This window comes from Ruminococcus sp. AF17-12 (assembly GCF_003479245.1).
Classification (GTDB): domain Bacteria; phylum Bacillota; class Clostridia; order Lachnospirales; family Lachnospiraceae; genus Blautia_A; species Blautia_A fusiformis.
Window position 1 is genome coordinate 127,841 of record NZ_QUGY01000006.1, and the last position, 25,017, is coordinate 152,857.

19 protein-coding genes and 1 pseudogene are annotated in these 25,017 nt (G+C 39.2%); all 20 read left to right on the forward strand.

The features are described from left to right. Positions 1–28: 28 nt before the first annotated feature. The 20 genes and pseudogenes from tsf to DWW77_RS08605 all read left to right on the forward strand — a co-directional run bounded on the left by tsf (position 29) and on the right by DWW77_RS08605 (position 24,882). Positions 29–967 (forward strand): translation elongation factor Ts, encoded by a 939-nt coding sequence (gene tsf / locus DWW77_RS08520; RefSeq protein ID WP_021650399.1) that lies wholly within the window; start codon positions 29–31, stop codon positions 965–967. Between the two features lie 339 nt (positions 968–1,306). Beyond that, positions 1,307–1,741 (forward strand): DUF6075 family protein, encoded by a 435-nt coding sequence (locus DWW77_RS08525; RefSeq protein WP_118608517.1) that lies wholly within the window; start codon positions 1,307–1,309, stop codon positions 1,739–1,741. 19 nt (positions 1,742–1,760) lie between these two features. Then, positions 1,761–1,928 carry a DUF3970 family protein gene (locus DWW77_RS08530; RefSeq protein ID WP_118608518.1) on the forward strand — a complete coding sequence of 56 codons (168 nt, stop codon included), beginning with the start codon at positions 1,761–1,763 and terminating at the stop codon, positions 1,926–1,928. An 11-nt stretch (positions 1,929–1,939) separates the two neighbouring features. After that, a complete protein-coding gene (locus tag DWW77_RS08535) occupies positions 1,940–2,716 on the forward strand; it encodes a ParA family protein (RefSeq protein ID WP_118608519.1) in 777 nt (258 codons plus the stop codon). Continuing rightward, positions 2,709–3,596: a ParB/RepB/Spo0J family partition protein gene (locus DWW77_RS08540; protein WP_118608520.1), complete on the forward strand. Its 888-nt coding sequence runs from the start codon at positions 2,709–2,711 to the stop codon at positions 3,594–3,596. The genes DWW77_RS08535 and DWW77_RS08540 overlap by 8 nt, the downstream gene beginning before the upstream one ends. Continuing rightward, positions 3,547–4,686: a replication initiator protein A gene (locus DWW77_RS08545; RefSeq protein WP_286188005.1), complete on the forward strand. Its 1,140-nt coding sequence runs from the start codon at positions 3,547–3,549 to the stop codon at positions 4,684–4,686. The genes DWW77_RS08540 and DWW77_RS08545 overlap by 50 nt, the downstream gene beginning before the upstream one ends. Further along, on the forward strand, positions 4,683–5,069 hold the full coding sequence (locus DWW77_RS08550) for a DUF6050 family protein (protein WP_005426609.1): 387 nt from the start codon (positions 4,683–4,685) through the stop codon (positions 5,067–5,069). Before DWW77_RS08545 ends, DWW77_RS08550 begins: the two co-directional genes overlap by 4 nt. Beyond that, positions 5,035–5,322: a DUF6809 family protein gene (locus DWW77_RS08555; protein ID WP_015541255.1), complete on the forward strand. Its 288-nt coding sequence runs from the start codon at positions 5,035–5,037 to the stop codon at positions 5,320–5,322. The genes DWW77_RS08550 and DWW77_RS08555 overlap by 35 nt, the downstream gene beginning before the upstream one ends. A gap of 59 nt (positions 5,323–5,381) precedes the next feature. Further along, positions 5,382–5,576: a hypothetical protein gene (locus DWW77_RS18040; protein ID WP_005426607.1), complete on the forward strand. Its 195-nt coding sequence runs from the start codon at positions 5,382–5,384 to the stop codon at positions 5,574–5,576. Continuing rightward, positions 5,554–5,859, forward strand: coding sequence for a helix-turn-helix domain-containing protein (locus DWW77_RS08560; protein WP_227094345.1), 306 nt, complete (start codon positions 5,554–5,556; stop codon positions 5,857–5,859). The genes DWW77_RS18040 and DWW77_RS08560 overlap by 23 nt, the downstream gene beginning before the upstream one ends. Then, the gene (locus DWW77_RS08565) at positions 5,856–6,662 is read left to right on the forward strand and encodes a hypothetical protein (protein ID WP_005426603.1); all 807 of its coding nucleotides are present in this window, start codon (positions 5,856–5,858) and stop codon (positions 6,660–6,662) included. Before DWW77_RS08560 ends, DWW77_RS08565 begins: the two co-directional genes overlap by 4 nt. 124 nt (positions 6,663–6,786) lie before the next feature. Then, complete coding sequence (locus DWW77_RS08570) at positions 6,787–12,660, forward strand: SpaA isopeptide-forming pilin-related protein (protein ID WP_118608522.1); 5,874 nt, start codon at positions 6,787–6,789, stop codon at positions 12,658–12,660. A gap of 177 nt (positions 12,661–12,837) precedes the next feature. Then, a complete protein-coding gene (locus DWW77_RS08575) occupies positions 12,838–14,343 on the forward strand; it encodes a DUF3800 domain-containing protein (protein WP_118608523.1) in 1,506 nt (501 codons plus the stop codon). 138 nt (positions 14,344–14,481) lie between these two features. Continuing rightward, the gene (locus tag DWW77_RS08580) at positions 14,482–14,952 is read left to right on the forward strand and encodes a helix-turn-helix domain-containing protein (protein WP_118608524.1); all 471 of its coding nucleotides are present in this window, start codon (positions 14,482–14,484) and stop codon (positions 14,950–14,952) included. 130 nt (positions 14,953–15,082) lie between these two features. Next, entirely contained in the window at positions 15,083–15,184 is a 102-nt protein-coding gene (locus tag DWW77_RS18290; RefSeq protein WP_015524590.1) for a putative holin-like toxin, read from the forward strand. A gap of 2,120 nt (positions 15,185–17,304) precedes the next feature. Beyond that, positions 17,305–20,574: pseudogene (locus DWW77_RS18495) on the forward strand (helicase-like domain-containing protein); the annotation flags it as partial. A 339-nt stretch (positions 20,575–20,913) separates the two neighbouring features. Beyond that, on the forward strand, positions 20,914–21,591 hold the full coding sequence (locus DWW77_RS08590) for a response regulator transcription factor (RefSeq protein WP_055056588.1): 678 nt from the start codon (positions 20,914–20,916) through the stop codon (positions 21,589–21,591). After that, positions 21,575–22,996 (forward strand): HAMP domain-containing sensor histidine kinase, encoded by a 1,422-nt coding sequence (locus tag DWW77_RS08595; RefSeq protein ID WP_055056589.1) that lies wholly within the window; start codon positions 21,575–21,577, stop codon positions 22,994–22,996. Before DWW77_RS08590 ends, DWW77_RS08595 begins: the two co-directional genes overlap by 17 nt. A 114-nt stretch (positions 22,997–23,110) precedes the next feature. After that, entirely contained in the window at positions 23,111–23,671 is a 561-nt protein-coding gene (locus tag DWW77_RS08600) for a hypothetical protein (protein ID WP_055056590.1), read from the forward strand. After that, positions 23,668–24,882 carry an FtsX-like permease family protein gene (locus DWW77_RS08605; protein WP_055056591.1) on the forward strand — a complete coding sequence of 405 codons (1,215 nt, stop codon included), beginning with the start codon at positions 23,668–23,670 and terminating at the stop codon, positions 24,880–24,882. The genes DWW77_RS08600 and DWW77_RS08605 overlap by 4 nt, the downstream gene beginning before the upstream one ends. Positions 24,883–25,017 lie beyond the last annotated feature (135 nt).

The window sequence follows — 25,017 nt, forward strand, 5'->3', positions numbered from 1 at the left end:
AACAGAATATTTCAGGAGGAAACGAACAATGGCTATTACAGCAGCACAGGTAAAAGAGTTAAGAGAGATGACCGGCGCCGGAATGATGGATTGTAAGAAAGCTCTTACATCTACAGATGGTGATATGGATAAAGCAGTTGAGTTCCTGCGTGAGAAGGGTCTTGCTACAGCACAGAAGAAAGCAAGCCGTATCGCAGCAGAGGGTCTTTGCAAAACTCTGGTAACAGAGGATGGAAAGAAAGCAGTCGTTGTTGAGGTTAATGCTGAGACAGACTTCGTTGCAAAGAACGAGAAGTTCCAGGGCTATGTTGCAGATGTTGCAGCACAGGCACTTAACACAACAGCAGCTGATATCGATGCTTTCCTTGCTGAGGCATGGGCACTTGATACAACCAAGACTGTAAAAGAGGCTCTTGCAGCTCAGATCGCAGTAATCGGCGAGAACATGAACATCCGTAGATTTGCTCAGGTTGAGGAGCAGAACGGATTCATCGCTTCCTACACTCATATGGGTGGAAAGATCGGCGTTCTTGTAGACGTTGAGACAGATGTTGTTAACGATGCTGTTAAAGAGATGGCTAAGAACGTAGCTATGCAGATCGCAGCTCTGAAACCGCAGTACACAAGCGACAAGGAAGTAAGCGCTGACTATATCGAGCATGAGAAAGAGATCCTTATGGCTCAGATCCAGAACGACCCGAAGGAGTCCCAGAAACCGGCTAAGGTTATCGAGGGAATGATCACAGGACGTATCAAGAAAGAGCTCAAAGAGATCTGCCTTCTTGACCAGACATACGTAAAAGCAGAGGACGGAAAACAGTCCGTTGCTAAATACGTAGAGCAGGTAGCAAAAGAGAACGGCGCTAAGATCCAGATCAAAGGCTTCGTTCGCTACGAGACAGGCGATGGTCTTGAGAAGAAAGAAGAGAACTTCGCTGAGGAAGTTGCAAAGCAGATGGGTAAGTAATCCATTAGCTTAAGTTTTCATTATATTATTTTAATAAGTCTAAATTTAAGTATTTAAAGGCCCTGAAAGCCTTATAAACACTACGTTTCACAGTGATTATAAGGTTTTCGGGGCTTTTTTCTATATTTTTCTAAAAAAGTCCTAAATACCGCCAAGCATCGCTGGAAATCACCAAGAATCTTCTAAAATTGAGTATTGAGTAAGGAAAAACTGAGTAAAAGCAAAGGCTTGCAATCTTCAGCGAAGTTACTCAAATTATCAGCGGTTTCATCAGATCACCATAATTTTCAAAAAACAAATTATAAACTTAAAAACCAATTTTATAAGGAGGAGATCAGTATGGCAAGTACAGCGATAGGCGCAGCTGGCGAGGATGCTCGCACAATAACTTTTATGAACAAAGAACATAAGGAGTTCTATTTGGAATATCTGCCAAAATGCAGATGGAAAGATGTATATCACAAAGCATTGGTATATTGTCTTGGAATCGACAGAGATACACGAAAACACGTTAACAGAATTTATGATTTTAAAAATGGCAGTGTGAAGCCAGAATGTCTGCAGGAAGGATGGCAGACAAGTGGTAGTGTCAGAGTTGTACGCATGGCATTTAATCTCTACTGCAACGGTACACCCAGTGTCTATGACTATGAAGATGCGGAAAAGCAGTTATCGGAGTGCAGCTGTTATACAGTAGAAGATCTGTTTTGCTGTGGGTATGCAAAATTCTTTTGGGAGGCAATAAAGATACGTTATCCGGAGTATTGCTCCTAAAAATGATTGGAGGTCAAAAATGCTGAAAATCAGATTACAGGGAACAACAAATGAACTGAAATGGTTTCGAAAAATATTGGAAAAGAATAGTAACTTTGAAATTTTAAGTATATCAGAGCCTTATGCAAATAAGGGAACAAACAAATATTTTCGTGTGTATGTAGACGTCGAAAGAATCAGACATTAGGAGGAAAAGTTATGTGCAGAGTAATCGCAATCGCAAATCAGAAAGGTGGAGTGGCAAAGACCACTACCACTATCAATCTTGGAGTAGGACTGGCCAAGGAAGGAAAGAAAGTTGTACTGGTTGACGCAGATCCACAGGGGCATTTGACAATGGGGCTTGGATTTCCAAAGAATTTGAGAGTGACACTGAAAACAATGATGGAAAATATTATCATGGGATTAGAGTTTGATCCCAAGGAGGCCGTTTTACATCATGCGGAAGGAATAGATGTGATTCCATCTAACAAACTACTTTCGGGAATGGATATGTCATTGTTCACAGTAGAGGACAGAGAAAAAGTTTTAAAGGAGTATTTGGAACTTCTGGAACAGGAGTATGACTATATTTTAATTGACTGTATGCCCTCATTGGGAATGTTGACAATCAATGCCCTTACTGCAGCTGACAGTGTATTGATTCCGGTACAGCCACAATATTATGCGGCAGATGGACTTATGGAATTGCTGAAAGTTGTGAAAGGAATTCATCAGAGATTCAATCCAGCTTTACAGATTGAGGGAATTTTGTTTACTATGGACAGTTGTCATTATAACAACTCAAAGAGAAACAAGCAGGCAGTGCGAGATGCTTATGGAGCAGAGATTAAAATTTTCAATCAAATGATTCCAAGAACAGAAGCTCTTGCCGAAACTGCATCAGAAGGTGTCAGTATTTTTTCTTACGATGCAAAAGGAAAAGGTGCGTACAGTTATCAGGCACTTGTCCAGGAGGTGCTGAATCATGCGTAAACCTAAGAAAGAAATTCAGCTTACTTCTTATGATGAATTGCTTGGAATCAATGAAGCAGAACAAAATAGCTTCAATCAGGTTTTTGAAGTGCCGCTAAACGAGTTATATCCGTTTAAAAATCATCCATTTCATGTAAATGATGATGAAAAAATGGCTGAAACAGTAGAAAGTATCAAGAATTATGGCATCTTAAATCCTGCATTGGTACGTCCTCGCGCAGAGGGAGGATATGAACTGATTGCTGGTCACAGGAGAAAACGTGGTTGCGAACTGGCTGGAAAAAGTAAAATGCCAGTACTCATACGAAACTATACCGATGATGAAGCCGTAATCGTTATGGTGGATTCTAATATACAGAGAGAAAATTTGCTTCCAAGCGAAAAGGCATATGCTTATAAGATGAAGATGGATGCAGTAAAACATCAAGGCATAAAAGACGAAAACGCAGTTTCTGTTGACAGTGCAGATCTGGTTGGACAGGCTGCAGGTGACAGTGGAAGAACCGTTCAGCGTTACATACGCTTGACCTGTCTTATTCCGGAATTGCTGAAATTGTTGGATGAAGGAAAGATTAATTTTACAGTAGGTGTTTCATTAACCTATTTATCAGAAACGGAGCAGATTTGGGTGAAAGACTGCATAGTGTCTGGGGCAAGCTCTGTTACAGGTTCAATGGCAACAAAACTGAAGCAATACAGCGGTGAAGGTAAACTGACAGAATTAGCGGTACAGCTTATTCTGAATGAAAAGAAAACAGAGACAGGAAAAGTTACTTTAACTGAAAAGAAAATACGAAAGTATTTCCCAAAGGAATATAACAGAGAACAGATTGAACAGGTTATCTATGAACTGCTTGATAACTGGAAGAAAAGCCAATAACGAGGGAAGGAGGGAAAGCAAAATGGCAAAATCCGAAAGCACAAAAATAGAGTTTGGTTATTTTCACGATTATGAATCGGAACAGTTTGCTTTTTACCGTATTCCCAAAGTATTATTCACAGATGAATATTTCCGTAATCTGTCCAGCGATGCAAAGGTTCTTTATGGGCTGATGCTGGACAGAATGGCTTTGTCTATCAGAAATAATTGGGTGGACAATGAGGGGAAAGTTTATATCATATTTACATTGGAACAAGTGATGGAATATATGAACTGCGGAAAAGACAAAGGTGTGAAAATTCTTGCAGAATTAGATACTGATAAAGGAATTGGTTTGATTGAAAGAGTAAAGAGAGGATTGGGAAAACCAACAATTATTTATGTAAAGAGCTTTGTATATAGAAAAGAAAAAGTATTAGATTCGGCAGAGAATGATAACAGAAGTCAAGAAGTCGGAAAAGCCGAAGTCAAGAGTTCGGAAAAACCGAAGTCTGGAGTTCTGGAAAGTCGAAGTCAAGAGTTCGGAAAAACCGAAGTCTGGAAGTCGGAAAAATCGAAGTCAAGAGTTCGGAAAAACCGAAGTACAGAAGTCGGAAAAACCGACCCTAATAATACTAATTATAATTATACTGATATTAGTAATACTGACAGAAGTAATACTGATCTTATCAATCTTTCAGATTCTTCCGAACAGCAGTCAATGGATTTGATGGAAGAGATGGGGTTATTCCAGATGAATACTGCACTTGTAAAAAGAAATATTGAATATGACTGTCTTGTACAACGATGCAGACTAGGGGAACAGCAACAGTTGGATGAAATTGTGGCACTAATTGTGGAAACAATCAGCATAGAACGGGAGAATATTACGATCAGTGGAGTGAAATACCCATATCAGTTCGTAAAAAGCAGATTATTGTTGCTGGAAGAAAGCCACATAGAGTATGTACTTGACTGTCTGCATGAGAATACCAGGGAAGTAAAGAACATAAAAGCGTATTTGCTTACCTGTCTTATGAATTCAATAACGACAATAGGCAATTATTACCAGGCAAAAGTAAATCATGATATGTACGGAGGTGGCATATGAGAGGAAAAGAAATTATAACAAAATTGATAATTCCTGGTGCAATAGCTATGATTATCTGCTTAATTGTTCACCCTATGTGCATGAATGGTGAAATATTAGACTGGAGAAAATTATTGCTTTTTGTGGGAATACCTTTCGGAATCCAGAAAATGTTTTTGTTGGTCGTTCCAAGAAATGTGGGGACAGGGGAAATGCTTGGTTTGGTGGTACTTAAACTGATGGTAGGAAGTTTGATTGGAATAGGGGTTCTTGCCTGGAGATTATTAGCTGTAGCAGGCATTTTGCTAAAAAACGGCATTTCTGGAATTATATGGATCATAAAAAGACTGAAAGAAATGGTGATCAAAAATGAGCGAAAAGCAACTGGAAAAATTGTATTATAGCATTTATCCAATGAATCAATGTGAGACACAAAGTAAAAGTTATGAAGAGACAAAGGAACTGTGTGAAACATTAGAAAAGGAAATGATAAGTCTAATGAGTCCGGATCTGCAGGCAATGTTTGAGGATTACAAGGAATATACTTTAAATCTTAAACAAACAGAACAGAGAGACGCTTACATAGATGGATTAGCGTTTGGGATTCGCACAATTTCGGAAGCCTTTTTACATGAGAACAAAAATAGAATATGGTGATTGAAAAAGCAGTCTGTCAAGGCTGCTTTTTCTGTACCGCTTACATAGGAGGATGAGATGTGATTGATTTGATAATTATTATTATGGCAGGAATAGTGCTTTTGTTTTTGCTGTCTTGTTGCTTTATGGTTGCAAGGCTATTGGATGAGGAAATATCTATGTATGGATATGAAGGAAAAGAAAACTGGGAAAGGGAACAACTTCCCGACAAATTGTCGAGAAGTTCAACAGATGAAAGACATGGAGATAAATGAAAAGATTCGTTATTTTCGGAAACAGAGAGGGCTATCGCAGGAGCTGCTTGCAGAACGAACAGGAATTAATGTGAATACAATTCGGAAGTATGAAATAGGCATACGAAAGCCGAAAGTAGAACAATTAAAGAAAATTGCGGATGGACTTGAAATTAGTGTAATAGAATTTTTGGATATTGAAATAGAAAATGAAGCGGACTTGATTGCTATGCTGAAAAAAATCAGTCCGTTTTTTAAATGGGACGGATTGCTTCATGTATTGGTGGGGGAAAAGTTTTTATGATTGGTGTTGGAAGTGCATTGGTATCACTGTTGCTGATCTTTGTTTGTTATTCACTGACACTGACAGCGAAAAGAGCAGATGAAAATTTATTGATGATTTGTGAAAAGAATCAGAAAAATGAAGAAGAGAGAGGAAACCGAGAAATGGAATCACAGAGAGACATTTTAAGAGTAATTGAAAAAGAAATCAAAAAAGGAAGTGCGCCAGTTGCATTTGCAGGTTTGGGGTTTTCCGAGGAATGTTATCATTTGGTAGATAGTCAGGCTAAGATGAACCAACTTTTAGATTATTTTTTTCGCAATGAAGAATACGCAGCTTTGGCAGAGCGGCAGGTGAAAAGTAATATCTATGCAGAAATGGGCAAAAGGCTGAATTTCCGTAGTGCCAGATCTGATCGAGACAGAAAGAATATGGAGGTAGCGGCAAAACGATGGATTAAGAAAAAGCATCCAACATTTGATGGTGATGTATATGTCGAAAATATCCGGTGTTTTCTGGACATTTCCCAAGAAGAGTTAGAAAAACGTAAATGTACAGTCAATGAACAGGATACGACAGCACTTATTTTCAGCCAGAAACATCTTGAAGCATTATACTTGCAATGTCTTATGCACAGACGAAATGCGATGCAAGAGATTCCGGAATTAAAAGGTTTGTCAGAAACGTGCAACAGGATTTATAAATTGCAGGATGTAGATGTATTATTCCAATGCCTGCTGATGGATCAGATGGATTGGGAAGAAGAAAAGTTATATGTGCAGTTCAGCACAATTTATTTATTGAAGCAGACAGTGAAAAATTAAAACCCATGACTTCTCGACAATTTGTCGGGAAGTGGAAAGGAGTCAAATTCCAATGAAAATATATCTCCCCCATCTGTTAGTACCACCGTAATTTGCTGATCAGAGTCGAAAGGAGGCGTGCAAATTGCAGGAAGAAGTTACTCAGAAAACAATCGCATTGTCGGTTAAAACTGCAAGAGTGACTGCCGACGTGTTAAAAAATATGCTGCGGAAGTATCTGTCAGGACAGAAGCAAAAGGGAAAGAATTCTTATAAGGTTGGAAAACAGTCATACAAAGAATTGAAAAGCCAGGGTTCTGGTTTATCTAATATTGAGATCACAGATGGAAATATCAAGTCTTTTGAACGTGTGGCGAAAAAATACCGTTTAGATTTTGCCTTGAAAAAAGACAGTTCGACCAAGCCACCGACCTACTATGTGTTCTTTAAAGGACAGGATACAGAAATGATGAATCTGGCATTTAAGAAATATTTGGGTGTACAGATGAACAAAAAGGATAAACCATCTATTATGAAAAAACTTATGCAGCACTCCATGCAGTCACCTCCAAGTGGGACAACATATAAAAATATGGTTGAACTGGATGAAGGCGGAGATGATAAATATTTGAGAAAAGCCTTATTCTATGGATATGGCGGTCCAGGATGGGGACATACATTCAATGGATATAATGTAAAATCCATTATGGAAAAATATGGATGTAGTTCTGAGACAAGAGCCATGCAGCATTACCTGGTTGACTATTTATATGATGGCGAATCCGGATTTGGAGGTGCGCTTTCTACAACCGCTAAAAATATGCTGAAAGAGATTAAAGCAGCTCTTGCTAAAATGCCTGATCCGACAGCAATGAAACTTCTTCCAGGACTTTCCGTTAATGCAACGGGAAAGGAAACAGAAAGTTTTACCTGGAAGGCAAATGAAGCATTTACCATTACCATTCATCTGGAAAATGGTGTGAGCCTTGTCAACGAAACTACAGGAAAGACGGCATCTGGAAATGTCACTGTAAAAGGTGGAGAGAAATTTCATCTTGTAGCTACAACAGCCAATATGGGCAGTCTGAAAGGAAAGTATGCGATCACTTCCAATTTTCCCCTGGATTTCCATGCAATGCTTTTAAAACTGGAGAGTTCACAGGATATTGGATTTGGCTACTATACGGATTCCGCTGATCTGCAGATTACAGTTGACTGGCCGGAAGAAGCAGTTATCGAAATTACAAAGAAAGATGGAGATACTGGGAAAAATCTGGCCGGAGCCGTGTATGGAGTATATAGTGATAACGCCTGCACAAAGCTGATTGTTAAGATGCCGCCAACAGACAGCAATGGTTCTTCACGAGTAACTCTTACCAAGACACAGGATACTGTTTACTTAAAAGAGATTACAGCACCGGAAGGTTATGTTGTCCAGGCTTCTTCGTATGGAGTGAAATTAGTAGTTGGCAGTACGACCAAACAGACTGTAACGGACAAAGCGCAGAAAGGAAATCTGACCGTTTATAAAGAGGGTGAGGTTTTCGTAGGAGCTGTATCTGATGAAAATGGAACTTTATTCCAGTATGAGAAACGCCGTCAGAAAGGGGCTGTTTATAACGTATATGCTGCCGAGGACATTGTGACAGCAGGTGGAAAAACAGTTTACAAAAAGGGTGCAGAAGTAGCAAAAAATCTGATCACAGGTGAGGACGGTTCTGTAACTGTAAAGGATCTTCCACTTGGAAGCTATAATGTAACAGAAGCACAGGCACCGGAAAATTTCTATAATGCAAAAGAAACAAAGAAAGTAACCATTTTTTATGCAGGGCAGACTGCAGAAGCGGCTTTCTCAGAGACTACCTTTACAAATGACCGTCAGAAAGCAGTGGTGCAGGTGATAAAGAAAGACAAAGATACTGAAAATACACTATCCGGAGGGCATTTTGCTCTATTTGCAGCGCAGGATATGAAAACTGTGGATGGAAAAGTAGCAGTAAAAAAAGATGCTCTGATTGAGACTGCAATTACTGGTACTGATGGAAAAGCAGCATTTAAAGCAGATCTTCCAGTGGGATTTTCTTATTATGTAAAAGAAGTCCAGGCTCCGGCTGGTTATGTCAGAAATGAGAACGATACTTATTCTTTCCAGTTCAGTTATACCAATGATGAACAGGCAAAAATTTCTTTCAGTCATACTTTTGTGAATGACAGGGTCAGTGCTGCAATCTCTTTGAATAAAAAAGATGCCGAGACAAAAGAAAATAAGGCACAGGGAGATGCTTCCCTGGAAAATGCGGTGTATGGACTTTATGCAAGAAACGACATTACCCATCCAGATGGAAAGACAGGCGTTATTTATAAAGCCGGAAGCCAGATTTGTACGCTAACTACCGATAAAGAAGGAAAAGCAAGGATAGAGAATCTTTATCTTGGAGAGTATTACATCAAGGAAATTACCCCATCCGTAGGATATCTGGCAGACGAGCATGAATATGATCTTGTATGCAGTGATGAAGGTGATCTGACAGCGGTTGTAGAAAAAGAGTGTACCTCACTGGAAACGGTGAAGAAACAGCCGTTTGAACTTATTAAAGCTGCCAATAATGGAGACACAGATGCTGCATTACTATCCGGAGCTGGATTTAGTGCATATCTGGTATCTTCTTTGGTGGTAAAAGAGGATGGAAATTATGATTTTTCCTCTGCAGAGCCAGTTGTGATCGGTGAAAATGGAGCAACGGAAATTTTTACAAATGAGAAAGGCTATGTAAAATCCATTGCAATTCCATATGGAACATATCTGGTGAGAGAAACTACAACACCCCATAATTACAAACCTGTAGATGATTTTATTGTCCGGATTACAGAGAATAAACCAACAGAGCCGCAGACATGGAGAGTTCTTTTGGATAAAGAATTTTCTGCAAAACTGAAAATTATCAAACAGGATGATGAGACTAAAAAATCTGTTCTAATTCCGGGAACAGAGTTTAAAATTTATGATATGGATCATGAAAAATATGTAGAGCAGGTAACTACATACCCGACAACTGTTACACATACCTCATATTTCACAGATATAGATGGATATCTGATACTGCCTCAGAATTTAAAAATTGGTCATTATAGAATCGAAGAGGTAACAGCACCGGACGGTTATACCATTAACAAAAATTATGTCGAAATACAGGTGGATACCAATACCCTGTATCAGACGGATCCGGTTTCAGGTGATGCGGTCATTGAAGTGGTATATGAGGACCATTCGGTGAAAGGAAAACTCACTGTACAGAAAAAAGGAGAGGTTCTTTCGACCTATAAGAATGATTTTAGGTATGAAGTTCAAAACCTTTCCGGTGCAGTATATGAAGTATATGCTGCAGAGGATATCTATACAGCAGATTTCCAGAAAGATGATACAGGAAAAAGAATCCTGAAATATGCAAAGGGTGAAAAAGTTGCAGAACTGACAACGGATGAATCCGGAAAAGCAGAGCTTGATAATCTGCCTCTAGGAGAATACAAAGTTGTAGAAAAGACTGCACCGGAGGGATTTGTATTAAATGAAGAAGAACAGAAGATTTCTTTCGTCTATGCAGACCAGAATACACCAGTGATCTCACAGAGTGCAGAGTTTATAAATGACCGCCAGAAAGTAGAAGTGTCAGTTGTGAAAAAAGATGCTGAAAATGAGAAAGGGCTTTCTGGAGCAGAGTTTGGTCTTTACGCAAAAGAGGATATAAAAGCAGGGGATAAGGTACTGGTAAAAGCAGACGAACTGCTTACAAAAGCGGTAACAGGTGAAGATGGAAAAACTGTTTTTGAGCAGGATCTGCCATTTGGAACTTATTATATAAAAGAACTGGCAGCACCAGATGGTTTTGTATCTTCAGATGAGCAGATTGAGGTGACTGCGAAATATCAGGGACAGGAAGTAAAAACAGTAAAACTGGAAACCGTTTTTAAGAATGAGCCGACAACAACTGAATTTACGAAATCAGATATTACAACAGGTGTGGAACTTGACGGAGCAACACTGACGGTTTTGGATTCAGACGGAAAAGAAGTAGAAAAATGGACTTCTGTAAAAGGAAAAGCTCATGTAATAAAAAGACTCCATGTGGGAAAAACCTACACACTTCGGGAAGAGTTTGCACCATATGGTTATCTGCAGGCGGAGGAAGTGAAATTTACAGTTTCTGATACTGCAGATGTTCAAAAAGTAGAAATGAAGGATGCTGTTCCGGTTGGACGAATCATCATCAATAAAAAAGGTGAATTTGTCAAGGAAGTTACCTGGAAAGATATGCTGGCAGGCGGCATGGACGCAGCATTTGGCTATGTTACAGGTTCTTTGAAAGATGTTACTTTTGAAATTTATGCAGCGGAGGATATCAAGGCTGCAGATGGGGAAAGCAGTGATTATTATAAAAAGGACGAATTGGTAGCAACAATTACGACAGATGCTCTTGGATATGCAAGATCAGAAGATCTTCCTTTAGGCAAATATTATGTAAAGGAAAAAGAGACGGCGGATGGATATGTTCTGGATGGAGAAATCAGAGAGGTTGATCTGACTTATCGTGATCAGAATACTCCGGTTGTGACTTATGATGAGGACTGGCAGAATAACCGCCAGAAAGCAAAAGTAACTGTAGTTAAGAAAGAAAAAAATACAGACCGTGTTCTGGAAGGCGGAGTATTTGCACTTTATACAAAGAATGATATTTTAAATGCAGAAGGCGAAGTAATCCTGAAAGCAGATACCATGATCGAGCAGAAAGCTACGGATCAGGATGGAAGGATTGTATTTACGGCAGATCTTCCAATCAATGGCAACTACTATGTAAAAGAAGTGCAGGCTCCTGCTGGATTTGTGACAACAGAAGAAATCAAGGAATTTGATTTTGCTTATGCGGGAGAAGAGGTTGCAGAAGTATCCTTCGAGTTCACTTATGAAGATGAGCCAACTACTTTTGAAATCACAAAATCAGATATTACAACCGGGGAAGAATTACCAGGTGCAAAACTGAAAGTATCCGATTCAGAGGGAAACGTTGTGGATGAGTGGACTTCCGGAAGCACACCACACATCATTAAGGAACTGGAAGTTGGAAAGAAATATACATTAACAGAGACAATTCCTGCTGATGGTTATGCAACTGCAGAATCCATTACGTTTGTAGTAGAAAATACTGCAGATATACAGAAAGTAGAAATGCAGGATGATACAACAAAAATTCTGATCAGTAAAGTTGATATGACAGATGGAAGCAGCGAGGTCAAAGGTGCTAAACTGTATATTCTTAATGAAAACCAGGAAGTTATGGAAAGCTGGACATCTGGTGATCAGCCCCATTATGTAGAGAAACTTTCAGTCGGCACTTATACGTTGTTGGAGGAAACAGCACCGAAAGGCTATATTGTGGCAAATAAAGTGACATTTGAGGTTAAGGACACCGGAGATGTTCAGGGAGCCAAAATGGAAGATGAACAGGCAATGGGCAAGGTAATCTTAAATAAAACGGATAAAGATACCAAGAAGCCAATGAAAGGTGTAGAATTTGCCCTTTGTGACAGCAAAGGTAAAGTTCTGGAAACTCTGGTAACAGACAGTGCTGGCCATGCAGAATCAAAGAATTATCCGATTGCGACTTTTAAGAATGGGCAGTATAAAAAAGCAATCACATATATCCTGAAAGAAACAAAAACACTGGATGGCTATCAGCTTGATGAAACCGAGCATAAGATTCAGTTTGAATATGTCAATGACCGTACTCCTGTGATTGAATATACTCTGGATCTGACAAATAAGAAAGCTCCGGAAAAAGACACTCCGGAAACATCAGAAAACCAGGAAGGCAGCACTCCTGTTTCCCATAGTTCTGATGCGACTTCCGTATCCAATTCACCAAAAACAGGAGATAACACAAATATTGTTATTTTTGTGCTGGCACTTGCGGTATCAGCAGGATGCCTGGGAAGTGTAGTGGCAGTCAGAAGAAAACGTAAATAATAATAGAATAAGGTTCTGGGGCTGCAGTTGCAATACAGCTCCAGATCTTATGATTGTAGTATTTGAGATTTTATATTATTATAAATATAAGAAATTTGGCGGCTTTATAAGAGGATGGAGATGTTCTGCTGGGCAGTTAATTTTAAATTATCTTTTATATGAAAGAGGGGTTGTGAAATGTCCAAATATACTTTTTACTATGATGAGTCTGAGCATAGCCGAAAAATCAATTATGATACAATAAATTCAAATAATTACTATGATAATTTCGTAACTATGATTGTGGGATGGTCAGATGAGGAAGCTAACATTTTACAACGGTATGCCACTTTTGAAAATAAATATGCGGACAGAAAAGATCATAATGGGGAAATTAAAAGTACAATGCTTAAACAAAAACAATTTAAATATGGTTTTGCTTCTCTTAACAAGCAAAACGCGCAGGTTGTAAATGACTTTTTATCACTTTTTGATAAAGATACGCATATTTACTTTTCTGTTTCGAGCAAGATCGAATATCTTGTATTACAGATTTTCCGAAAGTACAGAAATGGTTTTCTTTTTGATGCAGACTTAATGAAATATTCCATTACAAAGGCTCTTGTTGTCTATCGCCCGAAAGAAATTATTAAGTACATTTACAAATCACCCAATGATTTTTTAGAGGAACTAAGAAAGTTTTTCCGGAATAGGATTAAATGTAATAAAAAAAATCCTCAATTAAAGCAGCAAGAAACGGAGGCGTTTGAGCAGATTTTATTCGTACTTAATGATATTTCGGATATTTCAGAGATTGTTTGGGATTACCACATGTCTTTTGATGGGTTCAAAAAATATCTGGCAGAAAAAAATATATTGAATTATAATTTGATTATTGATAAAGAGGGCGAAAAAGAGGAACGGAGCAAAACATTGGAAGCAGCTTGTGAAATAGGTCTTAATAATTCAGATGAAGCAGATTCTAAAGAATATCCGGGGCTCCGTATAGCAGACATGCTGGCAGGTATTGTATCTAAACTATTGAAGACATTGAATGATTCTTTGAGATATCAATCTTTGGATGAAAGTACAAATAAGAAGATATTGGATACAGGTTGGTTTTGCTTAAATGAAGTTCAGTTAGAACTCTATAAAAAGCTTTATCGGCTTATTTGTGAGTGGCAACCTGCCTGGTATAAATCTTATGCTGGCATATATTCGGATGATTTGGTTGTATTTAATTCTTTGCTTAATTTTATGAATCATTTTGAATCCGTCGAACAAATTCGAGCTGATATAGATATGCAAGGCGAATACTTTAATGCGTTTGCTTGCGAACAGTTGGCAAGATATTTTGGTCGAAGAAAATTCAAATTGCCTATTGAGCCGGTAGTCCCTTTTAACAAAGAGTCATACTTAAACCAAAGGGGTGGGAAAGTATACTATGATTCAAGAAAGCAGCTTCTTTTACCGTTGCATGAAGGTTCGCAGACTTTTGAGGTATTATCGGTTGGAGTAGATCAGAAATTTATTCCAACAGTAACAATTCTAAAAGATGGAAAATCTGAGTGCTTTCGGCTTCCAGACGAGCTAAGTGAATGGGCTAGTAGTGTTGTTGGAATGGCGGCGATGGGAATGAATTATTTTCCAGCAAAAGTGATGTTTTATAAGACTAATGGAAAGTATTATGCAGATATACTTTGAATATCAGGGAAATTTATAGATTTTTAGTAATGCAGATGTGTATATTTATTGCTATACACATCTGTATTTTTGTTTAAGCGTAGATTATTGTTTGTGAGCTGTGATTATCGAACAGCTCCTTTTGAAAAGGAGAAATAAGTGAATTTAGGAGCAAGAATAAGAAAAATCCGTATGTTTCGTAACATAACTCAAAAAGAACTGGGGTGTAGGTTAGGATATGGAGAAAATAGTGCAGATGTGAGAATCGCCCAATATGAAAGTGGACAGCGTACACCGAAGCAGGAAACGCTTATCCGGATAGCAGAAATATTGGAAGTTGATGTCCGAAATTTTTTAAGTCCTGGAATTGCGACAATGGACGAATTAATGGAAACTTTATTCTGGATGGATGAAGAAAATAGAGGGCTTTTTCATCTGTTCCTGCTAAATGATTCAGAAAGTGAAATAGTTGGAATCACAATGAGGGATAAAAAAACAATGTCTTATCTGCAGGAATGGATGGGGAAAAAGCAGAAACTGGGCGATGGAAGAATTACAGAAGAGGAATATCTGGAATGGAAACTGCATTGGCCAGAGGATAAGAGAAAAACAGAATATAAAACCGTATGAAGTAAAAAGGAATTGCTTTGCGGAGAGTTACCTGTTAGAATATTACTGGAGCAACCGTGTACAGGGTTGGTAAAAACCTCCTGGATTTTCAGATTCCGTTAAGGGATACAGAAGAAGGGAGGTGGAGCGAATGGATACATACGAAGTCTTGAGCTTATTGTTCTTAGGCGGTACGTTTCTGATTGCTTTGCTTGCCTATTTGGATAATAGGGACAACAAGCGAAAAAAATAGCCTACCCTGTCTGCCAACAGGATAGGCAGCTCTCTTTGAGAGCAAAATAAATTAAAACCTAATCCAGGAGCATCCACCTTGTGGGCGGTTACTCTTTTCAATTAGAATATAGCATTTTCTCTCCGAAAAGTAAAGTACATTTTATGCAGCCAATTCTAAAAAAGAGTGGGCTGTTTTTTTATTGATAGGAGGGAAGTTTAATGTCTAAACTACAGGACATCCGAAACTTGGTGCAGGAACATGCCGTATCAGTGAGCAGTTCGCCAGGGGATTGGATGGATTATATGGACACAGCATCAAGGTTATATCGTTATTCTTTTTCAGACCAGCTTCTGATCCATGCACAGCGTCCAGACGCAACAGCCTGTGCATCACTGGAACTATGGAATGAAAAGATGTTACGCTGGGTAAATCGTGGTGCAAGAGGAATTGCCCTGTTTGATGAAACCTGGCAGAATACCAAACTTCGTTATGTGTTTGATATTTCGGATACCCATATGGTAGCCGGGGGCAGAAGCCCGTATCTGTGGCAGATGCAGGAACACCAGAGAGAAGAGATCCTCACCCATCTGGCAGAGGTCTATGCTCTGGAAGAAAAGGATACAGCAACTTTGCAGGATGCATTGATGGCAGTCGCAAGGGAAATGGTCAGTGATAATCTGGAGGAATACCTGGACGGATTGGAATATGCTGTAGAAGGTACTTATCTGGAAGATCTGGATGAGGTGACGATTCGCAGTGATTTCCGTCAGCTGGCAACAGACAGTGTTTACTATCTGCTTTCCAGGCGATGCGGGCTTGACCCGATGGAACTTCTGGAAGAAGAGGACTTCATGCATATTACAGATTATAACCATCTGTCAGTTCTCACCTTCCTTGGAAATGCGGCAAGCCAGCTCAGTGAGAGTATTCTGATTGATATTGGAAAGACCGTACATAAAATTTCTCTGGAAGAAGCGAGAAAAGAGGTTGAAAATTCCAATGAAAGGAATTATAATAACTTTACCACGTTAATGCGTGAAACTAAAAACCAGGATGCAGAAACGAAAAAAGAAGAAAATATTGAAAATGAAGGAGGAACCGATTATGGAACTGACATATCATCGCAAGGGAGATTACCTGTTTCCGAATCTGACCGTCGAAGAGGAAGAAGTAACGATCGGGAAATACGGGATGCTGCGGAGGACATTTCTGAAAGAACACAAGAACAGCCTTTATCAGAGCCTGTTCCTGACCGGGAAGCTGAACAGCCATCTGGAACAGATCGAGAAAGCAGCACAGGAGAGAATGGACAGCCAGATGGAGAAACTGCTGGAGAAGAATCCGGCACCGGACAAGGAAGCAGATCCGATGGCATGGACAGCACACATGAACGTACTGATGGCAACAGCGGAAGAGAGCATCTTGATGGAATTGGTATACAGTTAGTCGAAGATACAAGAGAAGATGGATTGAGTAAAGCAGAGGAAGAGATCGCCTCTGCTTTATCTTTGCCCGAATATCCCACCGCAGATGAACAAAGGCGGCAGATCGAGGAAAGAGCAGCTGCCCTTTATGCCGGAGAAATCCCGATTCCAGAGGAAGTTGTCGATGAGATCTTACGGACAGGAGGAAACCGGAAAGCAAGCCAGCTCCGGATCATCTATAATTTCATGAGTGAACAGACACCGGAGGAATATACGGAGTTTGTGAAGCGTGAATACCGCAAAGGGGGAAAAGGTTTTCAGATTGATGGAAATGAATATTCGGTCTGGTTTGATGAAACCGGGATGCAGATCGCAGTGGGGCATACGGTTACAGACCATATCTTAGAAGAGATAGACAGACCATTTACGGATGATTTCTTCTGGGAAAAACCAGGAAAAGAAATGGTAGCAGTTTTAGAGAATCCAGAGCAGACAGAAGAACTGTTACAGAAGATGGATGCAGCGTTGGCAGCTCTTCCATTGGATTTTGAAGCGTATGGGACAAACTATCAGCAGAAAACAGAACTTCTTTCGGAACTCCACCAGTATGCAGAAGGAACCTATACGATATTTCCGACACCGGAAGTAGAACCGTCTTTTGTGGAACCATCCGGACACCAGATGACCATGTTTGATTTCTTGGATACGAAGGCAGTGACAGAACCGACCGTAGTAGATATGTCAGATGTGGAGGAAATAGAAGAGGAAGAGGTTACTGCCAAAGAAGATATTCCGGAAAGTCAAGAACAGGAAAAAGCTGTGTTAGAACCACACAACTTCCGTATCCAGGATAATGACCTTGGTGCAGGCGGTCCGAAAGCAAAGTATAAAGCAAATATGGAAGCCATCCATTTGTTACAGACTTTGGAGAAAGAAGAACGTCTGGCAACACCCGAAGAACAGGAAATCTTATCCCGTTATGTTGGCTGGGGTGGTATCCCACAGGCATTTGAGGAGAGTAACAGCAGCTGGGCGAATGAGTATCTGGAATTAAAGAATACTTTATCGCCGGAAGAATACAGTGCAGCAAGGGCATCGACCTTAAATGCTTTTTATACGTCCCCGACCGTGATCCGAAGTATGTATGAAGTACTGGAAAATATGGGACTGAAACAGGGAAATATTCTGGAGCCGTCCTGTGGTGTCGGTAACTTTATGGGACTGATCTCGGAGAGTATGGGCAAAGCCAATATGTACGGTGTGGAACTCGACCCGGTTTCGGGAAGAATCGCAAAACAGCTTTACCAGAAAAACAAGATTGCAGTACAGGGATTTGAGGAAACCAGTTATCCGGACAGCTTTTTTGACTGTGTGATAGGCAATGTTCCATTTGGGGCGTATCAGGTCAGTGACCGCAGATATGACCGGCATCATTTTATGATCCATGATTATTTTATTGCAAAATCTCTTGATCTGGTCCGTCCGGGCGGTGTAGTTGCAGTGGTAACTTCCAGTGGAACGATGGATAAGCAGAACCCGGCAGTGAGACAGTATATCGCAAACCGGGCAGAACTGCTTGGAGCCATCCGATTACCGAATAATGCGTTCCAGAGAAATGCCAATACCAGCGTTGTTTCTGATATTCTGTTTTTCCAGAAAAGGGACAGGGCATCCATTGAGGAACCGGAATGGTTAAATTTAAAGGAAACACCGGAAGGCTATTCAGTCAATGCTTATTTTGCAGAGCATCCGGAAATGGTGCTTGGTGAGTTTACTACAGAAAGTACCCAGTATGGAAAGCAGGAAGTGACCGTAAAACCAAAAGAAGGAATTACCTTAGAAGAACAATTAAAAGAAGCTGTCCAGAATATCCATGGCACGATCACGGAACTGGAACTTTCGGATACAGAGCTGGAGGAGGATGTTGTCTTTATACCGGCAGACCCGGATGTAAAGAATTTCAGTTTTACCGTAGTGAATGAGGAAGTCTATTACCGGGAAAATTCTGTGATGAACCGCATGGTGCTTCCGGCAATGACAGCGGAACGTGTCAAAGGGATGGTGAAGATCCGTGATGTTACGAATGAACTGATCCGGTGTCAGATGGAAGAGGGAAGCGATGAGCAGATCACAAAGCTGCAGGAAAAACTCAATGAAGAATATGATATCTTTACAGCAAAATATGGTCTTATCAGCAGCAATGCCAATAAGAGGGCATTCAGTCAGGACAGCAGCTATTGTCTTTTGACTTCTCTGGAATTTCTGGATGATAAGGGAGAATTGAAACGGAAAGCGGATATTTTTACCAAAAGGACGATCCGCAGGGCAGAAACGGTAACTTCCGTGGATACTGCCAGTGAAGCACTTGTGGTTTGCATTGGTGAGAGGGCAGGCGTTGACCTTTCCTATATGGCACAGCTTTCAGGGAAAACAGAAGAGGAGCTTACAGAAGAACTGGCAGGGGTGATCTTTAAGAATCCGATCGGTGAAAAATGGGAGCCGTCGGACGAATATCTTTCTGGAAATGTGAGGGAGAAACTGCAGATCGCAAAACAGTTTGCAGAAGATCACCCGGAATATCAGGTGAATGTGCAGTATTTGGAGCAGGTACAGCCAAAAGATCTGGATGCATCAGAGATTGAAGCAAGACTTGGGGCAACCTGGATCTCCGAGGATTACATTACACGGTTCATGGCAGAAACATTCCATACACCAAGATATTATGTAGGGAGCAAGGTCAAAGTCCAGTATGCCGAAGTGACCGGACAGTGGAATGTTATGGGAAAAAATGTGGACAGCTACGGAAATGCCCTTGTTACTTCCACATATGGAACACAGAGAGCCAATGCCTACCGCCTTTTGGAAGATGCCTTAAACCTTAGAGATACCAAGATTTATGACACGGTACAGGATGCCGATGGGGAACACCAGGAATTAAATCGGAAGGAAACGATGCTGGCACAGCAGAAGCAGGAGCTGATCAAAGAGGAATTTAAGGAGTGGATATTTAAAGACCTGCACCGACGGGAAGATCTCTGTAAAATTTATAATGAACGATTTAACAGCATCCGTCCACGGGAATATGATGGAAGCCATATTCAGTTTGTCGGCATGAACCCGGAGATCACCTTGATGCCGCATCAGAAAAACGCAGTGGCTCATGTGCTGTATGGAAATAATACGTTACTGGCTCATTGCGTAGGAGCAGGAAAGACGTTCCAGATGATCGCAGCCGGTATGGAATCAAAACGGCTGGGACTCTCACAAAAGAATCTTTATGTTGTGCCAAACCATCTGACCGAGCAGTGGGGCAGTGATTTCCTACGTCTCTATCCGGGAGCAAATATCCTGGTGGCAACGAAGAAAGACTTTGAGCCGGCAAACCGAAAACGGTTCTGTTCCCGTATTGCGACAGGGGATTATGATGCCGTGATCATCGGCCATACGCAGTTTGAGAAAATCCCTCTTTCAAGAGAACGGCAGATTGCCATGCTGGAAGATCAGATCGCAGATATTACGTTTTCCATTGAAGAAGCGGCACATCAGGCAGGGCAGAATTATACCATCAAGCAGTTGGAAAAAACAAAGAAGAGTCTGCAGGCGAGGATGAAGAAACTCAATGACCAGACCAGAAAGGATGATGTAGTAACTTTTGAGCAGTTGGGTGTAGACCGGCTGTTTGTGGATGAGAGCCATAGTTTTAAGAACCTTTTTTTGTATACAAAAATGCGGAATGTGGCGGGTATCTCACAGACGGATGCACAGAAAAGTTCGGATATGTTTATGAAATGCCGGTATATGGATGAACTGACAGGCGGCAGAGGAATCACCTTTGCTACAGGTACTCCTGTATCAAATAGTATGACCGAGCTTTACACTATCATGCGTTATCTCCAGTATGACACACTCATGCGTATGGGTATGGGACACTTTGATTCCTGGGCGGCAACGTTTGGGGAGACAGTAACCGCAATCGAGTTCGCTCAAGTATTATAGGCATATGGAAGCAATTTTAATTCCATACAGAAATACGCTAAAAAACAAAGAAAAAGGAAATGTTGGAACAGACAGGAAGCAAGGAAGCCAGAAATAGATATGGATTAGCAAAGAAAAAAGGCAATAAATGAAGCATAAGTGAAAAGCGACAGAAGGTGCGAAAAGCATTTTCTGCTACCTCTTTCAACATTTAAAATGATAATGTAAAAGTAAGTGTTTGTTTAAGATAGTAATTTGAAAAAAGTTGATACTAAAAAAACGAAATACACAAAAACTACAAGAAAAACTGATAAAATAAAAAAAACGGAAAATAAGAGGTAGCTAAGAATGAAAAAAATTTTAATTATAGAAGATGATTTGGATATTCAAGAGCTGATACAGTTTTTTTTAGAGGATCAAGGGTATGAAGTGATTACGGCATCTGATGGAATAGATGGTATTGCGGTTTTTCTGAAAGAACAAATTGACTTGATACTGCTCGATATTTTACTTCCTAAAATGGATGGGTATGCAGTTTGTGAACTAATACGAAAAGAATCGGAAGTACCAATCATTATGATAAGTGCATTGGGAAGAGAAGAAGACCAGATAAAGGGATTTGAAATGCAAATAGATGACTATATCCCCAAGCCGATTTCTCTTCCAATTATGATAAAAAAAATAGAAGCTGTTCTGCGTAGATATGAAGGAGTAGATATAACAAAAGATCACGAGTTAAAATACAGAGAGATAATATTGATTGTAGGAAATTATCAAGTGAAAATAGGGAAAAAGTTAATTGATTTGACACAGAAAGAATATGAAATTTTGAAAGAATTGATTGAAAATCAGGGATGCGTGATAACAAGAGAGAGCTTTTTAAATCGTCTATGGAAATATGAATTTGAAGGTGAAGAACGTGCAGTTGACAATCATATCAAAAATTTGCGGAGAAAATTGGGAAAAGCAGGGGATTATATAAAAACGGTAAGAGGGGTGGGGTATCGAATTGATAAAGCTAATTAGAGAACATTTGTCTACAAAAATATTTATAATTACAGTATGCTTATTGATTACTGTTGGTAGTGCGATTTATGGAATGGTTGCATTGGGGATGTCACGGAGCTATTTTTTAGAGTTGGATAGAAGTTTGAGTAATCAGACGGAAAAAATGGTACTTCAATTATCGAATACTTCAGTGCAGGAAATAGATGGAATATTAAAAATGTTTGCATTGGAGCATGGGATTTCTATTGTCTTAAAAGATAGTGACGAAAAGGTACTTGGTATATATGGAGATATGGAATATTCACTGGCTCCTGGAACAGATGTAGAAGATATTCTGTTAGGCAGTGGGATAACGGAATCTTATTCCTGTAAGTTAACGAATGGAAAAACATATTGGATTCAAGTGTTTGGAAACAAGGAGAAAGTAAATATTGGACTGGAATCATTAAAAAGAATTTTACCTATGTTGGGGGCTATTACTTTTTTGGCAGCATTAGCTATTGCTGCTTTATACACAAAATATATTACGCGTTCAATTTTAAAGGTGAGTGAAGTTTCAAAAAAAATGGCAAATCTTGATTTTCGAGTTCGATATACAGAAGACCGGAGGGACGAGATTGGAATTTTGGGAGAAAATCTGAACGAACTTTCGGAAAAATTAGAGAGTGCTTTGGATGAATTGAAAGAAAAAAATACTGATTTAGAGAAAAGCATCAAACTTGAGCAGCAACTGGAACAACAACAAATGGCTTTTTTTTCAGCTGTTTCGCATGAATTAAAAACTCCGATTACAATTCTAAAAGGACAAATTCAGGGAATGTTATTAGAAGTAGGGGGATATAAAGACCGAGATAGATATTTAAAACGTTCTTTTGAAGTAGCTAATTCCATGGAGAATATGGTGCAGGAAATTCTGTATGTTTCAAAAATTAGAACATCGGGATTTGAGTTGAAATTGATAGATATACCACTTCACCAACTTGTTGAGAATGTGATTAAGGAACAGGAAGATATGGCTATTGATAGGGGATTACAGTTTCATATACGAATAGAAGAATCAACTTGGATACGGGCAGATGAAGCTCTTTTCACGAAGGTCATAAGTAATGTGGTAGGAAATGCAATTAAATATACGAATGAGGATGGAAATATATGGGTTGGAGTGTATAAAAGAGGTGAAGAAATAATTTTTTGGATTGAAAATGAAACGGAATCTATTGATGAGAAAGAAATTCCAAAATTATGTGATGCATTTTATCGTATTGATAAATCCAGAAATAAAAGAACTGGTGGAAGCGGCTTGGGATTATATATTACAAAAATGATTTTAGAACAGCATCAGTTTCCTTATTGTATTGAAAATACAGAAAAAGGCATAAAAGTGGAAATAAGATGTTATGAACCAACCAGAAGGCTGTTGTGACGGAAAATCACAACAGCCTTTTTATACATATAAAATACATAAAAAAAACGGGAAAATCATACATTCAATTTTTATAATATAAAGAAAAAATATGTAATGGAGGATTTTTTATAAATGAAGAAAAAAATATGTATAGTATTATGTTTGGGTTGTATAGGAACCGTATCAGTTGTTGGGTGCAGCAATAAAAATTTTGATTCAAAAGTAACAGGGGATAATCAGACAACTACCGAGAATGTATCTGATATACTGAATGATCAAGAGAAAAAAGAAGGCGGTTACGAGAACGAGTCAAGTAGTAATGCTGATGACAAAGAGAACTCAGCGGACGATTCAGAAGTGTTGGCAAATGCAGATTTGCGTGGAGCTGTTTTGGAATTTTCAGACACAGGATGTAATATCAGCATAGGGACGCAGACGGATGATGCAGAAATGGTTCCTGCTCCGGGAGCGGTTGTTGAAGAAATGAATCAGGTGAAAATAGTATATGGAGAAAATACCTATTTTCAGATTTCTCATTCAACGATGACGGGTATTACGCTTGAGGATTGCCGGAAAGAAGAAGTGAAAAAGCAGTCAATGCTCTATCTGTATGGGGATTACCAGGAGGATGGTACGTTTTTGGCTAAAAGGGTAATTATTGACCGATTTGAAAAGGAAGGAGAATGGGAATGAATTTTGCAGAAAGAGCATTCCGCTACCTTTTCAGGAAAAAAGGAAAAGCGATTATCTTGTTTTGGGTATTGCTTATTACCGAAACAATGATTTTATCTACTGTCACTATATTACGGGCATCCGAAGTAGCAAGAATTGAACTATTAGGGAAATCAAAAGCGAAATTGTTGATCGAACGGGAAAAAGCGGAGGAATTGTTTACGGATGATGAATACAAAAAACTTGAGAAACTGGAAAATGTGAAGGCGGTAAATCGAGTAGCAGAAGTGCAGTTATATCCAATGGATTTTAAAATTATAACGAAAAGTGAGAGTGTTGATGCAGACAACCAAAAATTGCGCATAATGGCCTACGATAGCCTTGAAGATGATGGCCCATTTGCTGACGGGCAAATTCATCTGACGAAAGGAAAATATCCTCGCAAAGAAGGTGAAATAGTAGTAAATCAGTTTCTTGCAGAAGTAAATCAATGGGAAATAGGGGAAACTGTTTGTTTCAAATCTCATTCAGGTGAACAATCACAGGCAAGCATATCAGGAATCTATATTTCGGGTATAGAAGAAAAGCAAGGGAAGGAACCATTAGCAGTAAACAGAATTGAAAATACAATTTATGGAAAACCCGAGTTCGTATGTCATTTACAAGAAACGTGCGGATATGAAAACTTAATCGTATATGTAGATAATCCAGAGCAGTTGAGCAGAACACAGCTAGAAGTAACACGCATTTTGAAAAACTATAGAGTGATGAAAGCAGATAACCTGTTTCAGAAAATGGAAATTCCGCTCTTACAAGTTGTTAGGGTTGTAAAAATGATGTTGGGATTATCGGTTGTATCGTCTGTACTTGTAATAACATTGCTTTTGTCTATGTGGATGAGAGCCAGAAAGAAAGAAATAGCAATTTATGTGAGTCTTGGAAAAACAAAAGTAGATTTGTTTATGCAGATTATTTTGGAATGCTTTTCAGTATTTGGATTTTCTACAATAATAGCTCTTTATACTGGAGATAAGATGCTGATAGTATTGGAAAAGTTTTTAGATTGGAAAAGTATTGGGGCTTTTACATCTATGCAAATATATGCACAAAATAAAGATATATGTTATCTCATATTATCAGGAACAATAATTTTATTGCTTTCTATTTCTATTTCACTTTTTCCAATATTATGTACAAAGCCAAAAAAAATTTTAGCAGAAATGGAGGGATAACATGAATGTTTTACAAGTCTTGGAATGGTAGGCTACCGTAGCTATGATACCGCAGTCAACTGGAATATCGGAACCTGTTCTTGCAGTCTTGCGCTTGCTGTCGTTATTTCTGCCATCTTGATTTTGTGCATGAAA

What these genes read in the sequence shown, in the direction of transcription:
- tsf (WP_021650399.1), top strand. Translation starts at nt 29, where the DNA reads ATGGCTATTACAGCAGCACAGGTAAAAGAGTTAAGAGAGATGACCGGC.
- DWW77_RS08525 (WP_118608517.1), top strand. Translation starts at nt 1,307, where the DNA reads ATGGCAAGTACAGCGATAGGCGCAGCTGGCGAGGATGCTCGCACAATA.
- DWW77_RS08530 (WP_118608518.1), top strand. Translation starts at nt 1,761, where the DNA reads ATGCTGAAAATCAGATTACAGGGAACAACAAATGAACTGAAATGGTTT.
- DWW77_RS08535 (WP_118608519.1), top strand. Translation starts at nt 1,940, where the DNA reads ATGTGCAGAGTAATCGCAATCGCAAATCAGAAAGGTGGAGTGGCAAAG.
- DWW77_RS08540 (WP_118608520.1), top strand. Translation starts at nt 2,709, where the DNA reads ATGCGTAAACCTAAGAAAGAAATTCAGCTTACTTCTTATGATGAATTG.
- DWW77_RS08550 (WP_005426609.1), top strand. Translation starts at nt 4,683, where the DNA reads ATGAGAGGAAAAGAAATTATAACAAAATTGATAATTCCTGGTGCAATA.
- DWW77_RS08555 (WP_015541255.1), top strand. Translation starts at nt 5,035, where the DNA reads ATGAGCGAAAAGCAACTGGAAAAATTGTATTATAGCATTTATCCAATG.
- DWW77_RS08560 (WP_227094345.1), top strand. Translation starts at nt 5,554, where the DNA reads ATGAAAGACATGGAGATAAATGAAAAGATTCGTTATTTTCGGAAACAG.
- DWW77_RS08565 (WP_005426603.1), top strand. Translation starts at nt 5,856, where the DNA reads ATGATTGGTGTTGGAAGTGCATTGGTATCACTGTTGCTGATCTTTGTT.
- DWW77_RS08575 (WP_118608523.1), top strand. Translation starts at nt 12,838, where the DNA reads ATGTCCAAATATACTTTTTACTATGATGAGTCTGAGCATAGCCGAAAA.
- DWW77_RS18290 (WP_015524590.1), top strand. Translation starts at nt 15,083, where the DNA reads ATGGATACATACGAAGTCTTGAGCTTATTGTTCTTAGGCGGTACGTTT.
- DWW77_RS08590 (WP_055056588.1), top strand. Translation starts at nt 20,914, where the DNA reads ATGAAAAAAATTTTAATTATAGAAGATGATTTGGATATTCAAGAGCTG.
- DWW77_RS08600 (WP_055056590.1), top strand. Translation starts at nt 23,111, where the DNA reads ATGAAGAAAAAAATATGTATAGTATTATGTTTGGGTTGTATAGGAACC.
- DWW77_RS08605 (WP_055056591.1), top strand. Translation starts at nt 23,668, where the DNA reads ATGAATTTTGCAGAAAGAGCATTCCGCTACCTTTTCAGGAAAAAAGGA.